The sequence below is a fragment of the Streptomyces sp. NPDC004031 genome (genome assembly GCF_053604375.1).
The window spans coordinates 1-21008 of record NZ_JBSGHL010000071.1 but is presented as its reverse complement, the minus strand read 5'-3'; the positions used below and the strand labels follow the sequence as shown (position 1 = coordinate 21008).

Here is a 21008-nt window from a genome sequence, read left to right as displayed (position 1 = left end):
GGCGGCCGCCGGTTGGAGGCGGCGTGAACCGTGATCAGCCGCCGCTCGACGGCCTCCACCCGCTGCTCGCCGGCCGCTTCAGCCCGTCGGCGTTCGACCCGTCGGGCGTGCTGGACGACCGTGCCGTCGACCTCCTGCTGGAGGCCGCCCGGTGGGCGCCCTCCGCGGGGAACTCGCAGCCCTGGGCGTACGTCGCCGCCCGCCCCGGCGAGCCGGACCACGCACGGATCCTGCCCCATCTCGCGCGCAGCTCCGCCCGCTGGGCGGTGGACGCCGGGCTGCTCGTCGTCACCCTCGCGCACCGCCGCGTGGAGGACAGCGGGCTGCTCTACTCCGAGTTCGCGGACTACGACCTGGGGCAGTCCGTCGCGCATCTGACGCTCCAGGCGCAGGCGATGGGGCTGGCCGCACACCAGTTCCGCGCGTTCGACCTGGAGAAGCTGACGGCCGAGCTGCAGCCCGGCCCCGGGTGGGAGGTCGTCACGATGGTCGCCGTCGGCAGGCCCGCCGAGGCGCCGCGCGCCGGGCGCACCCGCCGTACCGTCGCCGACCTGCGCGCGGCGCCCTGGGCGCTGCCGCAGTAGCGGCGGGCCCGGCGCGGCTGGGCCGAACGGCTGGGCCGGGCCGCCCGTGCGGGCGCGCCCGCACGGACCCGCCCCCTGCCCGAACGACGCTATGACGACCCCGGCCGTGGGCCCGGGAGGCGGCGTACGAGGGAAGGGCGGCGACGGTGGCGCACAGAGCGGACCAGCCCGGCCCGACGCCGGAGGACCCCCGCGACCCGGGGACGCCGGGCGGCGACGGGGGCTCGGGCGCAGGCTCGGGCTCGGGCTCTGGCTCGGGCGGGAACGGTGGGACCGGTGGGTTCGGCGAGCCCTACGATCCGGCCGAGGCGCAAGGGGTCGGGGGCCTGCTCGGGGTCGTACGGGAGCTGCGGGACGCGGTCACACCGCGGTCCGCGTTCGTCGTCTTCGGGGTGCTGCTGCTCCAACTCGGTTTCGCGCTCTCCTACATGGGCGCCTTCCACGCGCCCAAGCCGCACCGCGTACCCGTCGTCGTGGCCGCCCCGCCGTCCGTCCTGCCGACGGCCGTCGCGCGGCTGAACGCGCTGCCCGGCGAGCCGGTGCACGCGACCGCCGTCACCGGCGAGGCGCAGGCCCGGCAGCGGCTGCTGGACCGGCGTACGGACGCGGCCCTCCTTCTCGACCCGCGGGCCAGGGCGGACACCCTGCTCGTCGCCTCCGCCGCGGGCTCCTCCGCGAGCGACGCGGCCACCAAGGTCGTACGGACCGTCAACGCCGCCCAGCACCGCGATGTCGTCGTCCGCGACATCCGCCCGCCCGCGACCGGCGACTTCCGCGGGCTGTCGTCGTTCTACCTCGTGCTGAGCTGGACGATCGGCGGCTATCTCGCGTCCTCCGCGCTGAGCATGGCCGCGGGCTCCCGGCGGCCGACGCTGCGCCGCATCCTGGTGCGGCTGCTGGTGATGCTGCCCTACGCGTTCGTGTCCGGCGTCGGGGGCGCGGTCATCGTGGGGCCGGTGCTGAACTGCCTGCCCGGCGCCTTCTGGGAGCTGGCCGGCATCGGCACCCTCGTCGTCTACGCGTCGGCGGCGGCCGGGGTCGCCCTGCAGTCGCTGGCCGGTACGGTCGGCCTGGGCCTGACCATCCTGATCTTCACCGTCCTCGGCAACCCCAGCTCGGGCGGTGTCTACCCGGGGCCGCTGCTGCCGCCCTTCTGGCGGGCGATCGGCCAGGCCCTGCCGCCCGGCGCGGGCACCACGGCGGTCCGCAACACCGTCTACTTCGACGGCCACGGCATCGCCGGGGCGATCTGGGTGCTCGTGGCCTGGGCGGCGGGCGGCGCCCTGGTCGCGATCGTCTCGTCGGCGGTCCGGGGCCGCCGCGCCCGGCGGGCCCTCGTTGCCCGGTCCGCCGCGCGCCCCGCCGTGTGACGGGCCCCGTTCCCCGGTGGGCCCCCGTTCCCCGGTGGGTCGGGGGAACGGGGGCCCGTCGGGGGTCAGCCCGCCGCGCGGATCAGGGCCGCGATCTGGGTGAAGCCGCGCTTCTCGGCGTGTGCGAGCGGCGTGACACCGTCGCCGTCGGCGATCGCCGGATCGGCGCCCGCGTCGAGCAGCAGGGCGACGATCTGCTGGTGGGCGCGGCCGCCGTCGCCGAGGATGACGGCCTCCAGCAGCGCCGTCCAGCCGAGCCGGTTGACGTGGTTCACGTCGATCGACGTCTCCGCGAGCACCGCACGCACGTAGTCCACGTGGCCGCGTTCGCTCGCGGGGATGACGGAGACACCGCCGAAGCGGTTGGTCAGCGTCAGGTCGGGCCCGGCCGGGAGCAGCACCCGCATCATGGCCGTGCTGCCGGTGACGCCCGTGACCAGCCAGGCGCTGTCGTCCCGGTCGTCCTGCGCGTCCGGGTCGGCGCCCGCCGCGACCAGCGCGCGGGCGGCCTCGACATGGTCGCCGAGGGCGGCGAGCAGCAGCGGGGTGCGCCGGTGGGCGTCCCGCGCCTCGGTGCCGGCCCCCGCGGCGAGCGCGGCGCACACCGCGCGGGTGTCACCGCTCGCGGCGGCCTCCAGCAGTACGGTGTCCGGTCGGTTCATCGGTGGGCTGCTCCTTGCCGGTGCGGGGGTGGTGGTGCCGGGTGCGGTCGTCCCCGGGCCGGCGGTACCCGGCGCCGGGAGGCACCGTACGCCACCGCTTCCCGGCGGGACGGTCAGTCAATGGGCGAGCGCGGCGACCCCGGCCTGCGCGAACGTCTCGTCCTGCGTGCCGGACGGGGCGCCCGCGACACCGATGCCCGCGACCGGGGCGCCCTTGGCCGTGGCCGGCGCGCCGCCCGCGAGGAAGAGCGTGCCGGGGATGTCCTTGAGCGTCGGGGCCTGCGCGAGGCGGGTGGCCAGCTCGGAGGTGGGGGCGTTCCACGACACCGCGGTGAAGGCCTTCTCCTGCGCGGCCTGGTACGACTGCGGTCCCGCGCCGTCGCCGCGCAGCGTGACCAGGGTGTTGCCGTTGCGGTCGACGACCGCGACGGAGACGTGCTGGTGCGCCTTCTCGGCCGCGTCCAGAGCCGCCTGTGCGGCCTTCGTGGCGGCGGCGACCGAGAGGTGGTCGGTCTGCACGACGGCGCCGCCGCGCGCGTCCGACTTCGGCGCCGCGGCCGCAGCCGCCTGCGTCGCCGCCTCCGGTGAGGACTTCGGTGAGGACTTCGGCGAGGACGCGCTCGCGGACCAGGCGCCGACGCCGCCGATCACGACCGCGGCGACGGCGCCGGCGGTGAGCACGCGAGTACGTGTCGAGACCTTCTTGACCTGCTGCATGACGGGTGTCTCCAGGAATCGGGGGCTTCGGAGGAGCCGCCGGACCGGCGCTCCGCAATCCATCGTCGGCGCGGGCGGCCCGCTCCCCCGTCGTCGTCCCGGGCCGACGCGGCGGACCGGGCGGAGGACGCCCGGGTCGTCCGAACGGATGACCCCGACCGCCTCGGGGGCCCGCCACCATGGAAGTGTTTGTCCTGTTCGGAGGGCCCGGAAGGGCCCCAGCCCGGTGCGGAAGGCGGTACGGGGTGCGCACGAGCGACGAGCCCGCCGCCGCGGACGCGCGCCGGCTCGCGGCGGTCATGCACGTGACGTTCTTCGTGCTGCTCGCCGCGTCCATGGCGCGGTTCGTGCAGCGGCACGGCGGCGAGGCACGGGTGTGGCCGGTGGTCGCGCTGGCCGTGCTGCTCGCCGTCCTCTACGCGGCGGGCGTGCGCCGGATGCCGCGGGCGCTGCCCCGCGTACCGGTGCCCTGGCCGCCGGTGCGGCAGCTGCTGTGGCTGGCCGCGGTCGTCGTGGTGTGGGCGGTGCTCGTCACGCTCGCGCCGAGCTTCGCGTGGGTGGCGGTGCCGCTCGTCTACGTGGCGCTGCGCACCCTGCCGGGCGCGGCGGCCTTCGCGCTGGTCGCGCTGCTCACCGTGCTGGTGACCGCCGCCCAGCTGGCCCTCGCACCGCGCTTCGACTTCGACCTGCTGGTCGGCCCCGCGGCCGTCGTCGCCTTCACCACCGCCGTCTTCGTCCTCATGCAGCGCCAGGACGCCCGGCAGCGCACGCTCATCGACGACCTGATCCGTACCCGCCGGGAACTGGCCGCCACCGAGCGGCGGGCCGGGACCCTCGCCGAGCGGCAGCGGCTGTCGATGGAGATCCACGACTCGCTCGCCCAGGGCCTGTCCAGCCAGCGGATGCTGCTGCAGGCCGCCGAGCGCACGTGGGACACCGAGCCGGACAAGGCGCGCGGCCACGTCCGCACCGCCGCGTCGATCGCCGAGACCAGCCTCGCCGAGGCCCGCCGCTTCGTCCGCGACCTCGCCCCCGCCGGGCTCGCCGCGGGCGGCGGACTGCCGCGGGCGCTGCGCGAGCTGGCCGAACGGGAGAGCGGCGGCGGGCTCGCGGTGCGTGTCCACGTCGACGACCACACCGGGGCCGCGCCGCCCGAACGCGCGCAGTCGGCGCTGCTGCGGATCGCGCAGGGCGCGCTGGCCAACGTCCGCGAGCACGCGGGCGCCGCGACGGCCACGCTGACCCTCACCGTCCTCGACGACCAGGTGGTGCTGGACGTCGCCGACGACGGCCGCGGCTTCGACCCCGCCGCGCTCCCGGCCGCCCCCGCCGGGGAACGCGGCCACGGCCTGCCCGCCGCCCGCGCCCGGCTGCGGCAGCTCGGCGGCACCCTCACCGTCGACTCGGCGCCCGGCGCGGGCACCGTCCTGACCGCCGCGATCCCCCTGGAGGAGCCCCGGTGACCGCCACTGCCCCGCCGCCGCCCGTGCGGGTCCTGCTCTGCGACGACCACGCCGTCGTACGGGCCGGGCTGCTGGCCCTGCTCGACAGCGCGCCCGGCATCGAGGTCGTCGCGGAGGCGGGCACCGGCGAGGAAGCGCTCGCGCAGGCGGCCCGGCACCGTCCCGACGTCGTACTGATGGACCTCCAGCTCGGCCCCGGCATGGACGGCGTCACCGCGACGCGCCGCCTCACCGCCGCACCCGGCGGCCCGCACGTCCTCGTCCTCACCACGTACGACACCGACGCCGACGTCACCCGCGCCATCGAGGCGGGCGCGACCGGCTACCTGCTCAAGGCCGAACGCCCGGAGGAGCTCTTCGCCGCGATCCGCGCCGCGGCGCAGGGCCGCCCCGCCCTCTCCGCCCCCGTCGCCGACCGCGTGATGGCCCGCATGCGCCACCCCCACCCGTCCCTCACCCCCCGCGAACGCGACATCCTCACCCACCTCTCCCGCGGCCTCCCCAACCGCGACATCGCCGCCGCCCTCTTCATCGGCGAGACCACCGTGAAGACCCATCTGCGCCGCATCTACGACAAACTCGGCGTGAGCACCCGCGCGGAGGCGGTCGCGGTGGCGAAGGAGCAGCGCCTGCTGCCCTGACGCCTCGACCCGGACCCGGCTCGGAGCCGCGCGGGTCTGTCAGCCGTCGGCCGTACGGTCGAGGGCGGCCAGTTCGTGTGCGACCTGGTCGGCGTCGGACAGGCGGTGCTGGGACGTGAGGAGGGCGCGGGCGCGGGACAGGGCGGCGCGGGCCTCGTCCGTGCGGTGCCGGGCGAGGAGGGACTCGGCGGTGTGGCGGAGGACGTCGGCCTCCAGGTGGCTGTGGCCCTGGGCGCGGCAGATGGCCAGCGCCTCGCCGTAGTACGCGACCGCGAGGTCGTGCTCGCCGCGCCGGTGGGCGATGCAGCCGAGGCTGTCGAGGGTGCTGGACTCGCCGAGCTGGCGGCGGTCGGCGGGGTGCCGGCGCAGCAGTGCGAGGGCGGCCAGGCAGTCGGCGCGGGCCTCGGTGTGGTCGCCGAGGCGGGTGCGGAGCCAGCCGACGGCGTTGAGGGCGCGGGCCTGGCGGTAGGTGTCGTCCAGGGTCCGGAAGATCTCCAGTGCCCGCAGGGCGTGTTCCAGTGCGCGCCGGTCGTCGCCGTGCCGCTCCCAGGCGCCGCCGAGGCTGTGGTGGATCTCGGCGCGGGCAGGGCCGTCGCCGGTGCCCCCGGTCAGTGCCAGGGCGCGTTCCAGGTGGCGGAGGGCGTCGCCGGTCCGGCCGAGCAGGGCGCACGCGTCGCCGAGCATCTGGTGGGCGCGGGCGCGCAGGGCGGGCACGCCGAGTCCTTCCGCCGCCTGTGCGGCGAGCCGCCACATCGCCGCCTGGTCCGCGTAGTACCCGCGGCTGCGGTGGTAGGGGTCCAGCGCCCACGCGAGCCGGCAGGTCTGGACGTCCCACCCGTTCGCGCGCGCCGCCTGCTGGGCGGCCACGAGGTTGGGGTGCTCCGCGTCGAACCAGGCCATGGCCGAGGCCTGGTCGTGGGGCACTTCGGGGTCGGGACGGCCGGAGGCCCGGTCACCTGGCACGGGCCCGTCGGGGGCGGGGACGGCGGGCAGCGGGAGCGGGGGGTGGTGGGGGGCGAGGGAGCGGGCGGCCGTGCTCGCGGCCTCCGTGCGGTGGTCGACCAGGCGGCGGATCGCCGCCCGCCGCTCCGCGGGGGTGCCGTGCGTGCGGGCGAGTTCGGTGGCGTGCAGGCGGAGCAGGTCGTGCATGCGGTAGCGCTCGGGGGCGTGCCGCCGGACGAGGTGGGCGTGGTCGAGTTCGCGCAGCAGCGCGCGGGCCGTGGCGGGCGGCAGGCCGAGCAGGTGGGCGGCCGCGGCGGGCGTGATGTCCGGGCCGGGGGCGGTGCCCAGCAGCGCGAACGCGTGGGCGGCGTCCCGCGACAGGGCGCGCCCGGACCATGACAGTACGGCCCGCAGGTCGGCGTGCGGCTCGCCGCCGTCGAGGGCGTCCAGTCGGCGCGTGTCGTCGCGCAGTTCGTCGGCCAGGGCCGTGAGCGGCAGGCCGGGGTGGGTGGCGGCGCAGGCGGCGGCGATACCGAGCGCGAGGGGCAGGCCCGCGCAGCAGGTGACGAGGTCGGCCGCCGCGCCGGGCTCGGCGTCCAGCCGCGCGCGGCCCAGGCGGCGGGCGAGCATCTCGTACGCGTCGGGCGCGGGGAGTTCGCCGAGGGCCAGAGGCCGGGCGCCGTGGGCGGTGATCAGGCCGGTCAGCCGTCGTCGGCCGGTGATCAGCACGGTGCATCCGCTGCCGCCGGGCAGCAGCGGGACGACGTGCTCCGTGTCGGGCGCGTTGTCCAGCAGGACGAGCATCCGCCGCTCCGCGGTGAGGCCGCGGTAGAGCGCGGCCTGCGCGTCGGGCCCGGCGGGGAGGGCGGCCGGTGCCACGCCCAGCGCGGCGAGGAAGCCGCGTACCGCGGCGGCCGGGTCCACGGGCTGCCCGGTGGGGTCGAATCCGCGCAGGTCCGCGTGGAGTTCGCCGTCCGGGAAGCGGTCGCGGCGGGTGTGCGCCCAGTGCAGGGCGAGCCATGTCTTGCCGATGCCGCCCATGCCGCCGATCGCGCAGATGCCGCCGGGGCCGTCGCCGAGAGCGGTGTCCAGCAGGGCGAGTTCGCGGGTCCGTCCGGTGAAAAGTGCGGGTGGGGGCGGCAGTTGGCGCGGCGCCGGATCCGTGTCGGCGGCGACCGGGGGCGGCCCGCCGCTGTTCCTCGTCCGGCGGGCGGCCTCCTCGACCCGGTCCCGGGCGGTGGCCAGGGCGCGCTGCTCGGCCGGTGTGGCGCCGAGGAGTTCGAGCAGTCCGTCGAGCCGGTCGGTGGGCGGCAGGGTGCGGGCGGTGAAGTACTCGGCGATCGCCGTCTGCGACCACCCGGTGCGGGCGGCCAGCTCGCGGTAGGTCAGCGGGCTGTCGTGGCGGCTGCGCGCGTGCCGGCGGCGCAGGTCCCGTAACAGCAGGGCGAGTTCGTCCGGCGTCCGGACCGCCGCGGCGGCCTCGGCCACCGGACCGGCCGGGTCCGGCGGGGGCTGCCTCATCCGACGTCCTCTCCCGTCCCGTTCCCCGCGGGGCGCGGGCCCGAACACCGTGGGCGGGCGGCAGCTTACCGCCGGGCGGCGCCGCCGGGGCCGGTACGCGGACCTTCACAGGTCCGGCGGGCCACAGCCCCGGCATAGCCCCGTCGCCGACGCCCGCCCGTGCCGAGGGCCGCTCCCCGTTCGCCGGTCTTCGGCGGTCTTCGGCCGTGCACGGAAGCCGCGGCCGCGTCCGTGCCGCGCGGGCACCATGGGGCGGCGCGTCCGCGCGGCGGGTCGCCGTTCGCGGCGCCGGGGTCAGGCCCGGCGGCGCGGGCGTGACGGCGGCCCGCGGGCGGGCGCCGCACGTCCGCACCCCCCACTCGCCAGGGCGCGCCCGCGCGCCCGGAAGGACAGGACGTCCCCATGAACACACGAAGCACCGCCGCCCGGCTCGTGGCGCTCGGGTCGGCGACCGCCGCCGCCCTGCTGCTCGCGGCCGCGGCGCCGCAGTCCGCCTCGGCGGAGACGACGCGCACCCTGAACCTCGCCCTGAGCTGCTCCTACGGGCTGCCGTACGGGCTGAGCGTCGACAACGGCTCCGGCTGGTACTACCCCGACGGTTCGAGCTACGCGTCCGGCGGCGTGAAGTACTTCACCGTCCAGATCCCGGCGAGCGCGAGCTCCCTCGCGATCAACACCGGCTTCTGCGAGACCGACCCGCAGACCCCGATGTGGGAGGGCAACCGCTACACCATCACCCCGGGCACCTCGGCCATCAGCGCGAACGGCTACTGCCTGGACGAGTACGTGTACCCGGGCCCGTTCGTCCGCTACTGCTCCGTCAGCGGCCTGACGTACAGCTGACCACCCCGAAGGCGGCGGCCCGCTCCCGGGGGAAGGGGAGCGGGCCGCAGCCGTTCCCGGGCTCGCACCGGACCGCCCGGCGACGCTCCGCGCGCGTCGCACGGCCCCGCCGGGGCACCCCGTCGCCCGCGGGTGTCGATGTGCGGCCGTCCCGTTCGTCGTTGCTGCGGGCCCGGGTTTCCGGGTCGTCGGTGCGGGGCGGACGGAGGTCGCGGGATGGCGGGGCGCGTGCAGGGGGCAGGGGCGGGCGGGAGCGGGAGGTGGCCGGCGACGGCCGTGTTCCTGCTCAACGGGCTGACGCTGTCGACGTCGATCGCGCGGCAGGCCTCGCTCAAGAGCGAGCGCCATCTGAGCGACGGCCAGGTGGGGGTGCTGGGGCTGCTGTTCGCGGTGGCGGCGATCGTGGCGATGCAGTTCGTCGGGCCGCTGGTCGCCCGGGTGGGGAGCCGGCCGGTGCTGCGCGTGTCGCTCGTCGTCATGCCGCTGCTGCTGGCCCTGGTCGGCCTGTCGGGCGGCTTCGGCGCGCTCGCGGCCGCGAACACCGCGCTCGGCGCCGTGCACGGTACGACGGACGCGGCCATGAACGCGCACGCCGTCGCCGTGGAGCAGCGCGCCGGGCGGCGGATCCTGAGCGGCTGCCATGCCGCGTGGAGTGTCAGCGCGGTCGTGGCCTCGCTGGCGACGGCGGGGCTGTCCCGGGCCGGGGTGACCCTGACCGCGCATTTCGTGGGCGCGGCGGCGGTACTGGCCGCCGCCGGGCTCGTGCTCGGCCGGCTGCTGCTGCCCGCCGGGGCCGACCGCGCCCGGCCGGGTGGGGACGTCGCCCGGCCGGACGCGGGCCGCGCGGGGCGGTGGAGCGCGGCGTTCGTCGTGCTCGGGCTGACCGGCACGGCCCTGATGGTGTGCGAGGGCGCCGCGCTCGGGTGGGGGCCGATCTTCCTGCACGACGCCCGCGGCGTCCCGGTCGGCCTCGCCGCGACCGCCGTCACCGCGTACGCCGCGGGGCAGACCGCCGTCCGCGTGGTCGGCGACCGGCTGGCCACCCGCTACGGCGCCGCGCCGGTCTTCCGCACCGGAGGGCTGGTCGCCGTCGCGGGGCTCGGCGTCGCCGTGCTGACCGCCGAGCCCGTGACCGCCGTCGCCGGGTTCGCGGTGATGGGCGCGGGGATGTCGGTGCTGCTGCCACTGGCGTTCAGCGCGGTGGGCCGGACGGAGGGGGTGAGCGCGGCGACCGCCGTCTCCCGCTTCACGACCTTCACCTACGCGGGCGTCCTGCTCGGCCCGGCGGCCGTGGGCTGGGCCGCCGAACTGGGCGGCCTGACCCGCACCCTGGCCGCGCTGCTCCCCGTCCTGCTCACCGTCGCCCTGCTGACCCGGCTGCCGGAGCCCCGCCCCGTACCGGGGACCGCCCCCGCGGACACCGGAGCCACGGTGACGGCCGCGGGGCGCTGAGGGCGGGAGGCTTGCCCGGTGCCGCGGGCGGCCGGGCGCGGGGTGCGGGGTCGCGGAGGCCGCGCGCGCCGCGGGGTTCGGCAGCGCGGAGACGATGCGCCGGGTCTTCGTCACCCGTCTGGGTGTCCCGCCGAGCAGCTACCGCTCCCGGTTCGCCACCGCCCGGGGCGGCGGGGGCGCGGGCGAGGCGCCCTGACACCGGGTACGGCCAAGGTCCGGATCTGTGGGGTGCACGGCGGTTCGGGCGGGGCCCGGCACGCCGGCCTGCGGGAATGCTGGAGGCAGTCCACACCGCACCGACCCGGGAGAGCGCTCATGCCATCGACGACGGAGACGATCGCGGGGATCACCGTTCCCGACACCGAGCTGGTCCGCGAGGCCACCGCCCTCGTCCGGGAGGCCGCCGACGAGACGCTCTTCCACCACTCGCGCCGCGTCTACCTCTTCGGCTCGCTCAAGGCGGCCGCGCGCGGCCTGGAAGTCGATCCCGAACTCGCTTACGTGGGCGGCCTCTTCCACGATCTCGGGCTGACCCCGTCGTACGCCACGACGGACCGCCGCTTCGAGCTCGACGGCGCCGAGGCCGCCCGCGCCTTCCTGCTCGACCACGGCCGCTCCGCGCGCGAGGCCCGCGACGTCTGGCTGGCCATCGCCCTGCACACCACCCCGGAGGTCCCCCTCCACCTCTCCCCCGAGGTCGCCGTCGTGACCCTCGGCGTCGAGACGGACGTCCTCGGCCTCGGCCTCGCGGAGATCACCGAGCGGCAGCGCGCCGAGGTCGTCGCCGCCCACCCGCGCCCCGACTTCAAGAACCGCATCCTGAAGGCCTTCCACGACGGCATGTCCGCGCGCCCCGACACCACCTTCGGCACGATGAACGCCGACGTCCTGGCCCACTTCGACCCGTCCTTCCGCCGCACGGACTTCGTCGACCTGATCCGCGACAACCCGTGGCCGGAGTGACCTCGCACCGGAGACGGGCCCGCACCCCGCGTCCGCCCTGATCCGGACGGGTGGCGTCCCCTTGCGGGACGGGCACAAGTGAGGAACCGCCACCCGGTGCACGGGCGTCCGCCACTGGTGCAGGCGGCGGGTTCGGGGACCCACCGCACCGATGGACCCACGGAACACCGGAGGCACATCATGAGACCGACCCGCGTCGCGCTGCTGATCGCCGCGACCGCCCTGACGCCCGCTCTCCTCCTCACCGCCCCGGCGTTCGCCGCCGGCACCCCCGCACCGGCCCCGCTCGCCACGTCCGCCACCCCGATCACCCCCATCACCCCCACACCCGCGACGGCCTGCCCCGCCGATCCCTCCACCGACGGCACGCCCGTCGACCAGCTGACGGAGGACCAGCTCCGCGCGGCACTCCAGGACGTCCTCGCGGACCCGAACGCGGGCCGGGCCGTCCTGCGCGAGGCCGGTGCGGCCCTGGGCGGCACCGCGGACGGCACGCGCGCCTTCTTCCTGACGGGCTGCCGCACCGCCCAGGCCGAGGACGACTCCTTCACCATCGCCCGCATCCTTTCCGTGGCCCGGCAGAACGGCGACACGCACGTGCAGCAGGCGGGCAGCGACGCCCTGGACGCGGGCACCCCGGAGGCCCTGCGTGCCTTCCTGGAGACGGGGTACGCCTTCGCCCAGACCCAGGACAACGCCCTCGCCGTCGCACGCATCCTCTCCACGGCCCGGCAGAACGGCGACAAGCACGTGCAGCAGGCCGCCAGCGACGCCCTCGACGCCGGCACCGCCGAGGCCCTGAGCGACTTCCGCTGGACGGGTTACCGTCTCGCCCAGGCCCAGGACGACGCGCTGTACATCGTCCGCATGCTCAACGACCCGGACATCAGCGACGCCATGGTCGCCGCGATCCAGGCGGTCCTCGACGACGGCAGCCCCGAGGCCCTGCGCCAGTTCCGCACGGTCGGCCAGTACGAGGTCGACGGCTGAGCCCGGTCCGCGCGGCGGCCGGCCACCGTCGGCCGCCGCGCGGGCGGCGCTCCAGGGCCGCCTTCACAGGCGGTGGAGGGTCACCTCCGACAGCTCGCCGTCCGTCGCGAGGGCGGTCAGGTACGTGCGGTGGGGCTGGCGGCGGCGGTCGGTCGGGGAACCCGGGTTGAGCAGCCGCAGGCCGCCCGGCGCGGTGGTGTCCCAGGGGATGTGGCTGTGGCCGAAGACCAGCACGTCGGTGTCGGGGAAGCGGCGGGCGCAGCGCTCCTCGCGGCCCCGCGCGACCCCCGTCTCGTGCACCACGGCGAACCGCACACCGCCCACGTCGGCGCGGGCGATCTCGGGCAGCCGCGCCCGCAGGCCGGGTCCGTCGTTGTTGCCGTACACCGCCACCAGCCGCCGGGCCCGGTCCGCCAGGACGTCGAGGGTGGCCTCGTCCACCCAGTCCCCGGCGTGCAGGACGACGTCCGCGGTGTCGACCGCGGCCAGGAGTCCGTCCGGGAGCTGCCGGGCCCGGACGGGCACGTGCGTGTCGGACATGAGCAGCAGGCGCACGGGCTCAGCCGTTCGGGCGCAACCGGCGCAGCGGGCCGTCGAGTTCGCGGGCGTAGAAGTCGAGGAAGCCGTCCGGGTCGGGTCCGGCGTTCTGGAGGACGATCCGGTCGAAGCCGGCGTCGAGGTGGCGCCGGACGGCCCCGGCGTAGCGTTCGGGGTCGGTGCCGCAGGTGAACGTGCGGCGGATGTCGTCGGTGCGCACGGTCGTGCTGGCGGCCTCGAAGTTGACGGGGTTGGGCAGTTCGCTCATCACCTTCCATCCGGCCAGCGCCCACCGGGAGGACGCGTGGGCCGCCTCCGCGGCGGTCTGCTCGTCCGGCGCCCAGGCGACGGGCACCTCGGCGTAGCGGGGCCCGGACCCGCCCGCGGCGCGGTACTGCTCGACGAGCGAGGGGTCCTCGTCGGTGGCGAACAACCCGTCGCCCAGTTCGGCAGCGAGCCGCGCCGCCTGCGGGCCCCCGGCGGCCACGGCGATGAGCGGCGGCCGTTCCGGCAGGTCGAAGATCCGCGCGTCCTCCAGCCGCAGATGGGCCCCCTGGTAGGAGCGGTAGCCGCCCTGCCAGAGCAGCCGGATGATCTCCAGGGCCTCCCGCAGCCGCTCGTGCCGCCCCTGCGTCGACTCGGGGAAACCCGGCCCGACGACGTGCTCGTTGAGCCGCTCGCCCGCGCCGACGCCGAGGACGAAGCGGCCGTCGCACAGCAGCGCGAGCGTGGCGGCGGCCTGCGCGATCACCGCCGGGTGGTAGCGCACGGTCGGGCAGGTCACGCCGGTCGCGAGCCCGATCCGCTCGGTCCTGGCCGCGATCGTCCCGAGCACCGTCCAGGCGAAGGGCGAGTGCCCCTGCGCGTCGAGCCACGGGTGGAAGTGGTCGCTCATCTCGACGAAGTCGAACCCGGCGGCCTCCGCGCGCACCGCCTGCCGGACGAGTTCCTGCGGGCCGAAGGCCTCCGCGGCGAGCTTGTAGCCGATCTCCATGCGGCCATCCTCACGCTCCGCGGCCGTACGCCCCGGCGGCGCGCCGCCATCCGAACGGCGGACGCCCGCGACCGCCTGACGCCCTTTCAGTGATGGGAGCGCTCCCATATACTCTGGCCCGAAAAACCGGTCCCTTCAGCCCCTGCTCACCCGGCCGCGCTCCCCCACGCGCGCCGGTTCCCCCCACGCCAGGAGAAGGAGACAATGCGTACGGCATCCAAGAGCGCCCTCGCGGCGCTGGTCCTCACCGTGGTCGCCACCGTGCCCGCCGGTCCCGCCGCCCGCGCGGCGGCCGCGCCGCGTTCGGCACCGGCCGCAACAGCTGGCCCGGCGCTCAGCATCGACACCACCACGGGCCGGCACGTCATCGACCCCCACATCTACGGCATGAACTTCGCCGACGAAGCCCTGGCCAAGGAGCTGCGGCTGCCGGTGAACCGCTGGGGCGGCAACGCCACCACGCGCTACAACTACAAACTCGACACCCACAACACCGGCTCCGACTGGTACTTCGAGAACGTCGCCTCCGACAACGACCCCGCCGCGCTGCCCGACGGCTCCGAGGCGGACCAGTTCGTCGACCAGAACCTGCGCACCGGCAGCGACACCCTGCTGACCGTGCCGATGATCGGCTGGACCCCCGCGGCACGCGACAGCTCCTGCGGCTTCAGCATCGCCGCGTACGGCCCTCAGCAGGGCAGCGACTCCCAGTGGCGCCCCGACTGCGGCAACGGGACCAGGACCGACGGCACGCCGGTCACCGGCAACGACCCCGCCGACACCAGCGTCCCCATCGGCGCCGACTTCACCAAGGGCTGGGTGCAGTACCTGGACAGCGCGTACGGCGCGGCCGGGCAGGGCGGGGTGCGCTTCTACGACCTCGACAACGAACCCGACCTGTGGCACACCACCCACCGGGACGTCCACCCCACCGGGGCGAGCGACGACGAGCTGCGCGACAGCACCTACGCCACCGCGGCCGCCGTCAAGGCCGCCGACCCCGGCGCGCAGACCCTCGGCCCGGTCGGCTGGGGCTTCAACTCCCTCACCTACTCCGGCCTCGACCAGGACGTCTGCAACCGGGAGGGCGGCAGCTGCTGGTCCAACCCGCCCGACCAGGCGGCGCACGGCGGGGTGCCCTTCGCGACCTGGTACCTCCAGCAGATGCAGGCCTACCAGCAGGCCCACGGCACCCGCATCCTCGACTACTTCGACGAACACATCTACCCGCAGCAGACGGGCGTGGCGCTGGGCAGCACCGACGACGCGGCCACCCAGGCGCTGCGGCTGCGCTCCACCCGGCAGTTGTGGGATCCGTCGTACGTCGACGAGAGCTGGATCAACCAGCCCATCCAGTTCATCCCGCGGATGCGCTCACTGGTCGACCAGAACTACCCCGGCACCAAGGTCGCCATATCCGAGTACAACTGGGGTGCGCTCGACCACGTCGACGGCGCCCTGGCCGAGGCGGACGTCCTCGGGATCTTCGGCCGCGAGGGCCTCGACCTGGCCACGCTGTGGTCGCCGCCGAAAGCCACCGACCCCGGTGCGTACGCCTTCCGGATGTTCCGCGACTACGACGGCGCCGGCGGTGCCTTCGGCGACACCGCCGTCACCTCCGGCAGCGCCGACCAGGACCAGCTGTCGGTCTACGCCGCCGAGCGCGGCAGCGACCACGCGACGACCGTCGTCGTGATCAACAAGACCACCGGCGACCTGACCGCCCCGGTCTCGCTGACCTCCGGCAGCGCACTGCCCGCCGCCGCACAGGTCTACCGCTACGGCCAGGACGACCCCACCGCCATCCAGCACCCCGCCGACCAGCCGCTGTCCGGCGGGCATTTCAGCGCGACCTTCCCCGCGTACTCGATCACCGAATACGTCATCCCGGCCGGATCCACCACCGCCACCCCGCCGTCCGCGCCCGGCACCCCGGCCGCCTCCGCGGTCGGCTCCGACCGGGCGACCCTGACCTGGGCCCCGGCCGCCGCCGGGTCCGCGCCGGTGGCGTCCTACCGGGTCTACTCCGGCGACCCCGCGACCACCCCCGCGGTCGCGACCGTCGACGCGGCGACCACCAGTACGACGATCACCGGGCTGAGCCCGTCCACCGCCTACACCTTCCGGGTCGTCGCCGAGGACACCGCGGGCCGCAGCTCCCCGCCCTCGCCCCCGCTGACCGTCACCACCGCCGCGGGCCCGGCCGCCACCTGCACCGTCGCCTACTCCGTCACGACCGACTGGGGAAGTGGCTTCGGCGGCAGCGTCACCCTGACCAACAAGGCCGCCCCGCTCAACGGCTGGCAGCTCGGCTTCTCCTTCGCCGGCAACCAGAAGGTCACCCAGGGCTGGAACGGCACCTGGTCCCAGTCCGGCGCCGCGGTCACCGTCAAGGACGCCGGCTGGAACGCGGCGCTGGCCACCGGCGCGTCCACCACCATCGGCTTCAACGGCTCCTACAGCGGCGCCAACCCGGCCCCGCAGACCTTCACCCTCAACGGCAAGCAGTGCGGCGCCGCGCCGGGCACCGCGAACGCGACCGTCGCGGCGGCCGTCGGCCGCGCACCCGGCGCGCACGCCGTGCACTGAGCACCCGGCCGGCACCCCCGCTGACGCGATTTCGCCCGCGCGGCGGACCCAGCCCCGTCCGGCCGTTCCCGCCCCGGGAGCGGCCGGACGGGTGACGGCGGCGCTGAGCCCCCTTCATGTCGTGGAAGGCCTGGCCGAAAGGCAGAACCGGCCGTCAGGCCAGCCCGGGGTCGTCTTGATCGGGAGCGGCCGGCTGACAGGACGGCGGTCTCGGCTCGTCCGTCGCGCTTGATCGCCGCGCCTGTCCGGCGTTGCCCGGCAGGGTGGCGGCGATGCTGTCCAGGACGCGGTCGAGGCCGTACCGGAAGCGCGCGTCGGGTTCCATCCACGGGGTCTGCGTCTCACGGATGACTCGGGCGAACATCGGATATTTCCCGCTGGCCATGAGTCTTTGCACGTACGGGCCGATGTCGCTCATCCACTGCCGCATGTCCACGTTCGTGCGGCGCGCCTCCTCCTCCCAGCCGACCTCGGTGCGTACGACGCCGGCCACGTATCCGCTGATCAGGCCGACGAGGCTGGTGACCTCGTCGATGGCCAGTCCGAACCCGTCGAGTGCCCCGTAGGTGAACTCCAGCACCCGCAAGGAGTTGGGCCCCCAGACCGGGTGGCCCTCGGTCAGCGATGCCAGCCACGGGTGGCGCCGCCACAGCGCCCGTCTTTCGTGGGCCAGCAGGGACAGGTCGGCGCGCCAGTCGCCGGTCGGGCGGTCGGGCAGGTTCATCTCGCCGGCGACAGCGTCGACCATCAGCTCGATCAGGTCCTCCCGGCGGGGGGTGTACCGGTAGAGCGACATCGCGCCCGTGCCGAGGTCGGCCGCGATCCGGCGCATCGATGCGGCGTCAAGTCCTTCCGAGTCCGCGATGGCGACGGCGGTCGCGGTGATCTGTGCTCGGCTGTAGGCGGGGCGGGGCCCCGGGGTCGACCGCTGGGGGCGTTCGGGCCGCATCCAGATGCTCACGTACTCGTCGTCGCCGGGCATCGGTCCCACCTCTCTCCGGACTAGTTGCGTACATCGTACTCAGATGCTTAGGCTGCGTGCGGACATCAATCGAGTACGGTGTACCCAATTGGGGGGATCATGAATGACGGCACGGCCCCGGCGCCCGGGGCACGACGGCCGCGCTCGACCTACCTCGGTCTGTTCGGGCTGATGCTCGGCATGTTCCTGGCCATGCTCGACAACCTGATCGTCGGCACCGCACTGCCGACGATCGTCGGTGACCTGGGCGGACTCAGCCACCTGGCGTGGGTGGTCACCGCGTACACACTCGCCACCGCTGCGGCGACACCGATCTGGGGAAAGCTCGGTGACCTGTACGGCCGCAAGGGCACGTTCATGACCTCGATCGGGGTCTTCCTGGCAGGGTCGGTGCTGGCGGGGCTGTCGCGCGACATGACGCAGCTCATCGGGTTCCGCGCACTCCAGGGACTCGGGGCGGGCGGCCTGATGGTCGGCGCCCTCGCGCTCGTCGGCGAACTGGTTCCGCCGCGTGAGAGCGGCAAGGTGCAGGGCATGATCGGGGCGATGATGCCGGTCGCCTTCGTCGGCGGCCCCCTGCTGGGCGGCTTCCTCACCGACCACCTGAGCTGGCGCTGGGCGTTCTACGTCAACCTGCCGGTCGGAGCGGTCGCCCTCCTGGTCATCGCCACGAACATCAGGGTGCGGAGGAAGCCGGTCAAGGCGCGGATCGACTTCGCCGGCGCGGTGCTGCTCACGATAGGCGTCCTGGCGCTGACACTGCTGGCGACCTGGGGCGGTACGCGGTACGGCTGGGCCTCCGCGCCGATCCTCGCGCTCGCGGTGGTGGGGCTCCTCAGCCTTGCCGGGTTCGGGTATGTCGAGGGCCGGGTGCCGGAGCCCATCCTTCCACCGCGCCTGTTCCGCGACCGCAACTTCACCGTCGTCCAGATCCTGAGCCTGCTCGTCGGCGCCGCGATGTTCGGTGTGATGAGCTTCCTCCCGCTGTACATGCAGTACGTTCGCGGCGCCACACCGACGGTCAGCGGCATGCTGCTGCTGCCGTTCATGTTCGGGATGCTCACCGCGCAGCTCACGACGGGACGGCTCATCAACCGCAACGGCCGCTACCGGATCTATCCGATCCTGGGCGGTGCGGTGTTCACGATCGGGATGCTGGCACTGCTCCGGCTCCAGGTCGGCACCGCCACCGCCACCGCTTCCGCGCTCACGCTCGCGGCGGGCGTAGGCACCGGCCTGCTGATGCAGAGCACCGTGCTCATCACGATGAACAGCGCGGACCTGCGCGACATGGGCGCGGCCAGCGGATCGGTGACGCTGTTCCGCACGATCGGTGGGTCGCTCGGCGTGGCCCTGCTCGGCGCGCTCTACGCGGGGCGCGTCAATGACACTCTCGCCGGCCGTCTCGGCGCCGGGACCGGACACGAGATCGCCTCCGGCGGCGGCCACCTGACCCCGGCGCTCCTCCACGAGCTGCCCGCTCCGCAGCGTGACGCCTTCAAGGCCGCCGTCACCGACGGCGTGCACGACGTCGCCGCCGTGAGTGCGCTGCTGGCCGTGTTCGCGTTCGCCGCGGCCTGGGCGATCCGCGAGGTCCCCCTGCGCACGCGCCAGACACCGGAACCCGAACAGTCCCCGGAACCGGCCACCGTCCGAGTCCCCGGCTCAGCCGGCTGACCTCGTCCGCGGAAGCCCGTCAGGCCCCGCCGATCACCTTGAGAGAAGGATCCGCCATGTCCACTCCTCCCATCAAACTCGCCGTCATCGTGGGAAGCACGCGCGAGGGCCGGTTCGCGCCCGTCGTCGCAAACTGGTTCACCGGCCAGGCCCGGCAACGCGACGACATGGACGTCGACGTCATCGATCTCGCCGAGAACCCGCTGCCCGTGGTGCTGCCCGCCTTCGGCGGCAGCCTCGCGCCCGAAGACGCCGAGGCGCTCGCGGCAGTGAGCACCCGCCTGGCGGACGCCGACGCGTTCGCCGTGGTGACACCGGAGTACAACCGCAGCTTCCCCGCGTCGCTGAAGAACCTGATCGACTGGCACAACCAGCAGTGGCACGCCAAGCCGGTCGGGTTCGTCTCCTACGGCGGCATTGCCGGCGGCCTGCACGCGGTCCAGCAACTGCGGCAGGTCTTCGCCGAACTGCACGCCGTCACCGTCCGCGACACCGTCAGCTTCCACGGAGCCTGGACCCGCTTCGACGCCGACGGCCACCCCAACGACCCGGACGAATGCGGCGGCGCGGCCAAAACCATGCTCGACCAGCTCGCCTGGTGGGCCGTCGCACTCCGCGACGCGAAGTCCACCACCCCCTACACCGCCTGACAGAAAGGATGAACATGACGTCACTGACCGGCAGAACGGCACTGGTGACCGGTGCGAGCAGGGGCATCCAGGCCTTCGCCGTCCACGCCGAACTGGGCAACATGCACCGGGGACGGCTGACCGGTCAGGCCCTGACATGGCTGGAATCCCTGTCGCCGCTTGGCCGGTTGGGCACGCCGGGAGACGTCGCCGACACGGTGGCGTTTCCGGCCTCCGACGACACCCGCTACATGACCGGCCACCGCCTGGACGCCTCAAGCGGGACAACCGTTCAGCCCGACCGCGTGCATGAGGGCTGACCGCCTCGGTAACCGTCAGCCCGATCCGACCGGCGACACGAGGCGGCAGCACCACTCCCACGGGACCGATCAGATTCTCACCGTCGGCCCGCACGTCGAGCCGCGGCCGTCGCAGGCAAGGTGGATCTTGGTCGTCAGGCCCCCGCGTGAACGACCAAGGGCGTGATCGTCCGGTTCGTCCCTCCGGTGCGTCCCCCTTTTCGGCCGGTGGCGGCGGCATGCTGATGAGCTCGCACGATGGTGGAATCGATCTGGACGAGCCAGTCGATGTCGCCGACCGCATCAGCCTGAGCCTGGATCTGATGAAGGGCCTGGGCGAAGACGCCACTCAACGCGTAGCGACGGAAGCGGGTGTAGACCGTTTGCCATGGGCCGAAACGGTCGGGCAGATCTCGCCAGGGCAGGCCGGTTCGTATCTTGTAGATCATCCCGTTGATGACCTGCCGGTCATTCGCCCTCGGTCGGCCGGTTACGGCCCGCGGTATGAGCGGAGCGAGCAAGTCCCACTCGTGGTCGCTAAGTTCATGTCGGCCCATCCGACCATGATCTACCGAGAAGTGATCTTTGATGACGGGCAGCAGCGCCCCCCACAATTACGACATGACCAATACCGTTGAAGCGGCCTGGCACAGGATCCTCACCAGGGCCGGCGAACCTCGCCGACCCGAGGTGTCACCGCTTGCAGGTCCGTTTGCCGAGCTGGTGCTACGGGCTCATGCCGAGCCACGGCTTCGCCAGCTCTACCCCTGGGCCGGTATGTGGGAGCTGCACTTCAGCAGGTGCACCGAGATCCCCCACACCTGGGACATCCCCTACATCGGCACCCTGAGAGACCGCCGGTACTACGTCGAAGGGCCGAGCCGGACCAGCCCGCGGATCGCCGAGACGGACAGCGCGCAAGCTGCAGTAGCTGTGGTCGTCGATCGTCTGCCACCAGACGAGCCGCCGACTTGGCGTCGGCAGCTCACAAGGCGCCTTTGAAGACGGGCTCTAGTCGACACGGTACTGCCGTTCATCCCCAGTGAGATCGTCCTCCTCTTGGCCGGATTCGCCGCCCGGCAGGGGCGGTTGAGCCTGACGGCCGTCATTGTCTGGACCACAGTCGGTTCCGTCGTCGGATCCTGGATCGTGT

General features: G+C 74.6%; 19 protein-coding genes and 1 pseudogene. 13 read left to right on the top strand and 7 right to left on the bottom strand.

Annotation, left to right across the window (positions count from 1 at the left end; genetic code table 11):
- Positions 1-23 precede the first annotated feature (23 nt).
- Both ACWERV_RS31970 and ACWERV_RS31965 read left to right on the top strand, forming a co-directional pair.
- Complete coding sequence (locus ACWERV_RS31970) at positions 24-584, top strand: nitroreductase family protein (protein ID WP_452939761.1); 561 nt, start codon at positions 24-26, stop codon at positions 582-584.
- A 347-nt stretch (positions 585-931) separates the two neighbouring features.
- Positions 932-1954 (top strand): DUF3533 domain-containing protein, encoded by a 1023-nt coding sequence (locus tag ACWERV_RS31965; RefSeq protein ID WP_452939808.1) that lies wholly within the window; start codon positions 932-934, stop codon positions 1952-1954.
- A 65-nt stretch (positions 1955-2019) separates the two neighbouring features.
- Here the strand turns inward: ACWERV_RS31965 and ACWERV_RS31960 are convergent, their stop codons facing one another.
- Both ACWERV_RS31960 and ACWERV_RS31955 read right to left on the bottom strand, forming a co-directional pair.
- Positions 2020-2616, bottom strand: coding sequence for an ankyrin repeat domain-containing protein (locus ACWERV_RS31960; protein WP_452939758.1), 597 nt, complete (start codon positions 2614-2616; stop codon positions 2020-2022).
- Between the two features lie 117 nt (positions 2617-2733).
- Entirely contained in the window at positions 2734-3333 is a 600-nt protein-coding gene (locus ACWERV_RS31955) for a GlcG/HbpS family heme-binding protein (protein WP_452939756.1), read from the bottom strand.
- A 299-nt stretch (positions 3334-3632) separates the two neighbouring features.
- Here ACWERV_RS31955 and ACWERV_RS31950 point away from each other — a divergent pair, with 299 nt between their 5' ends.
- A complete protein-coding gene (locus ACWERV_RS31950; RefSeq protein WP_452939805.1) occupies positions 3633-4796 on the top strand; it encodes a sensor histidine kinase in 1164 nt (387 codons plus the stop codon).
- Complete coding sequence (locus ACWERV_RS31945) at positions 4793-5437, top strand: response regulator (RefSeq protein ID WP_452939753.1); 645 nt, start codon at positions 4793-4795, stop codon at positions 5435-5437. Before ACWERV_RS31950 ends, ACWERV_RS31945 begins: the two co-directional genes overlap by 4 nt.
- A 39-nt stretch (positions 5438-5476) precedes the next feature.
- On the opposite strand, the gene ACWERV_RS31940 is transcribed toward ACWERV_RS31945, so the two are convergent.
- Positions 5477-7900 (bottom strand): ATP-binding protein, encoded by a 2424-nt coding sequence (locus tag ACWERV_RS31940; RefSeq protein ID WP_452939750.1) that lies wholly within the window; start codon positions 7898-7900, stop codon positions 5477-5479.
- A gap of 402 nt (positions 7901-8302) precedes the next feature.
- Between ACWERV_RS31940 and ACWERV_RS31935 the strand changes: the two genes are divergently transcribed.
- From ACWERV_RS31935 to ACWERV_RS31920, 4 genes are all read left to right on the top strand, one after another.
- Positions 8303-8743: a hypothetical protein gene (locus ACWERV_RS31935; RefSeq protein WP_452939747.1), complete on the top strand. Its 441-nt coding sequence runs from the start codon at positions 8303-8305 to the stop codon at positions 8741-8743.
- Positions 8744-9019: 276 nt separating this feature from the next.
- The gene (locus tag ACWERV_RS31930) at positions 9020-10195 is read left to right on the top strand and encodes an MFS transporter (RefSeq protein ID WP_452939744.1); all 1176 of its coding nucleotides are present in this window, start codon (positions 9020-9022) and stop codon (positions 10193-10195) included.
- Positions 10196-10510: 315 nt separating this feature from the next.
- Positions 10511-11158: an HD domain-containing protein gene (locus tag ACWERV_RS31925; RefSeq protein ID WP_452939741.1), complete on the top strand. Its 648-nt coding sequence runs from the start codon at positions 10511-10513 to the stop codon at positions 11156-11158.
- A 180-nt stretch (positions 11159-11338) separates the two neighbouring features.
- Complete coding sequence (locus ACWERV_RS31920; RefSeq protein ID WP_452939738.1) at positions 11339-12148, top strand: ALF repeat-containing protein; 810 nt, start codon at positions 11339-11341, stop codon at positions 12146-12148.
- Between the two features lie 63 nt (positions 12149-12211).
- On the opposite strand, the gene ACWERV_RS31915 is transcribed toward ACWERV_RS31920, so the two are convergent.
- Positions 12212-12703 (bottom strand): metallophosphoesterase family protein, encoded by a 492-nt coding sequence (locus ACWERV_RS31915; RefSeq protein ID WP_452939735.1) that lies wholly within the window; start codon positions 12701-12703, stop codon positions 12212-12214.
- A gap of 4 nt (positions 12704-12707) precedes the next feature.
- A complete protein-coding gene (locus ACWERV_RS31910; protein ID WP_452939732.1) occupies positions 12708-13679 on the bottom strand; it encodes a TIGR03557 family F420-dependent LLM class oxidoreductase in 972 nt (323 codons plus the stop codon).
- Between the two features lie 204 nt (positions 13680-13883).
- Between ACWERV_RS31910 and ACWERV_RS31905 the strand changes: the two genes are divergently transcribed.
- A complete protein-coding gene (locus ACWERV_RS31905) occupies positions 13884-16268 on the top strand; it encodes a glycoside hydrolase family 44 protein (protein ID WP_452939730.1) in 2385 nt (794 codons plus the stop codon).
- A 154-nt stretch (positions 16269-16422) separates the two neighbouring features.
- On the opposite strand, the gene ACWERV_RS31900 is transcribed toward ACWERV_RS31905, so the two are convergent.
- Complete coding sequence (locus tag ACWERV_RS31900) at positions 16423-17250, bottom strand: TetR/AcrR family transcriptional regulator (protein WP_452939727.1); 828 nt, start codon at positions 17248-17250, stop codon at positions 16423-16425.
- Between the two features lie 99 nt (positions 17251-17349).
- Here ACWERV_RS31900 and ACWERV_RS31895 point away from each other — a divergent pair, with 99 nt between their 5' ends.
- From ACWERV_RS31895 to ACWERV_RS31885, 3 genes are read left to right on the top strand one after another with little or no spacing between them, the layout of a single operon-like run.
- The gene (locus tag ACWERV_RS31895) at positions 17350-18927 is read left to right on the top strand and encodes an MDR family MFS transporter (protein WP_452939724.1); all 1578 of its coding nucleotides are present in this window, start codon (positions 17350-17352) and stop codon (positions 18925-18927) included.
- Positions 18928-18983: 56 nt separating this feature from the next.
- A complete protein-coding gene (locus ACWERV_RS31890) occupies positions 18984-19577 on the top strand; it encodes an NADPH-dependent FMN reductase (RefSeq protein ID WP_452939722.1) in 594 nt (197 codons plus the stop codon).
- 14 nt (positions 19578-19591) lie between these two features.
- Positions 19592-19876 carry an SDR family oxidoreductase gene (locus tag ACWERV_RS31885; RefSeq protein ID WP_452939719.1) on the top strand — a complete coding sequence of 95 codons (285 nt, stop codon included), beginning with the start codon at positions 19592-19594 and terminating at the stop codon, positions 19874-19876.
- A 99-nt stretch (positions 19877-19975) separates the two neighbouring features.
- Here ACWERV_RS31885 and ACWERV_RS31880 read toward each other — a convergent pair.
- A pseudogene (locus ACWERV_RS31880) lies at positions 19976-20412 on the bottom strand (IS5 family transposase); the annotation flags it as partial.
- A 31-nt stretch (positions 20413-20443) separates the two neighbouring features.
- Between ACWERV_RS31880 and ACWERV_RS31875 the strand changes: the two are divergent.
- Positions 20444-20857: a DUF6193 family natural product biosynthesis protein gene (locus ACWERV_RS31875; protein WP_452939717.1), complete on the top strand. Its 414-nt coding sequence runs from the start codon at positions 20444-20446 to the stop codon at positions 20855-20857.
- The last annotated feature ends 151 nt before the right edge of the window (positions 20858-21008 follow it).

What these genes read in the sequence shown, in the direction of transcription:
- ACWERV_RS31960 (WP_452939758.1), bottom strand. Translation starts at nt 2,616, where the DNA reads ATGAACCGACCGGACACCGTACTGCTGGAGGCCGCCGCGAGCGGTGAC.
- ACWERV_RS31955 (WP_452939756.1), bottom strand. Translation starts at nt 3,333, where the DNA reads ATGCAGCAGGTCAAGAAGGTCTCGACACGTACTCGCGTGCTCACCGCC.
- ACWERV_RS31950 (WP_452939805.1), top strand. Translation starts at nt 3,633, where the DNA reads ATGCACGTGACGTTCTTCGTGCTGCTCGCCGCGTCCATGGCGCGGTTC.
- ACWERV_RS31940 (WP_452939750.1), bottom strand. Translation starts at nt 7,900, where the DNA reads ATGAGGCAGCCCCCGCCGGACCCGGCCGGTCCGGTGGCCGAGGCCGCC.
- ACWERV_RS31935 (WP_452939747.1), top strand. Translation starts at nt 8,303, where the DNA reads ATGAACACACGAAGCACCGCCGCCCGGCTCGTGGCGCTCGGGTCGGCG.
- ACWERV_RS31925 (WP_452939741.1), top strand. Translation starts at nt 10,511, where the DNA reads ATGCCATCGACGACGGAGACGATCGCGGGGATCACCGTTCCCGACACC.
- ACWERV_RS31920 (WP_452939738.1), top strand. Translation starts at nt 11,339, where the DNA reads ATGAGACCGACCCGCGTCGCGCTGCTGATCGCCGCGACCGCCCTGACG.
- ACWERV_RS31910 (WP_452939732.1), bottom strand. Translation starts at nt 13,679, where the DNA reads ATGGAGATCGGCTACAAGCTCGCCGCGGAGGCCTTCGGCCCGCAGGAA.
- ACWERV_RS31905 (WP_452939730.1), top strand. Translation starts at nt 13,884, where the DNA reads ATGCGTACGGCATCCAAGAGCGCCCTCGCGGCGCTGGTCCTCACCGTG.
- ACWERV_RS31900 (WP_452939727.1), bottom strand. Translation starts at nt 17,250, where the DNA reads ATGCCCGGCGACGACGAGTACGTGAGCATCTGGATGCGGCCCGAACGC.
- ACWERV_RS31895 (WP_452939724.1), top strand. Translation starts at nt 17,350, where the DNA reads ATGAATGACGGCACGGCCCCGGCGCCCGGGGCACGACGGCCGCGCTCG.
- ACWERV_RS31890 (WP_452939722.1), top strand. Translation starts at nt 18,984, where the DNA reads ATGTCCACTCCTCCCATCAAACTCGCCGTCATCGTGGGAAGCACGCGC.
- ACWERV_RS31885 (WP_452939719.1), top strand. Translation starts at nt 19,592, where the DNA reads ATGACGTCACTGACCGGCAGAACGGCACTGGTGACCGGTGCGAGCAGG.
- ACWERV_RS31875 (WP_452939717.1), top strand. Translation starts at nt 20,444, where the DNA reads ATGACGGGCAGCAGCGCCCCCCACAATTACGACATGACCAATACCGTT.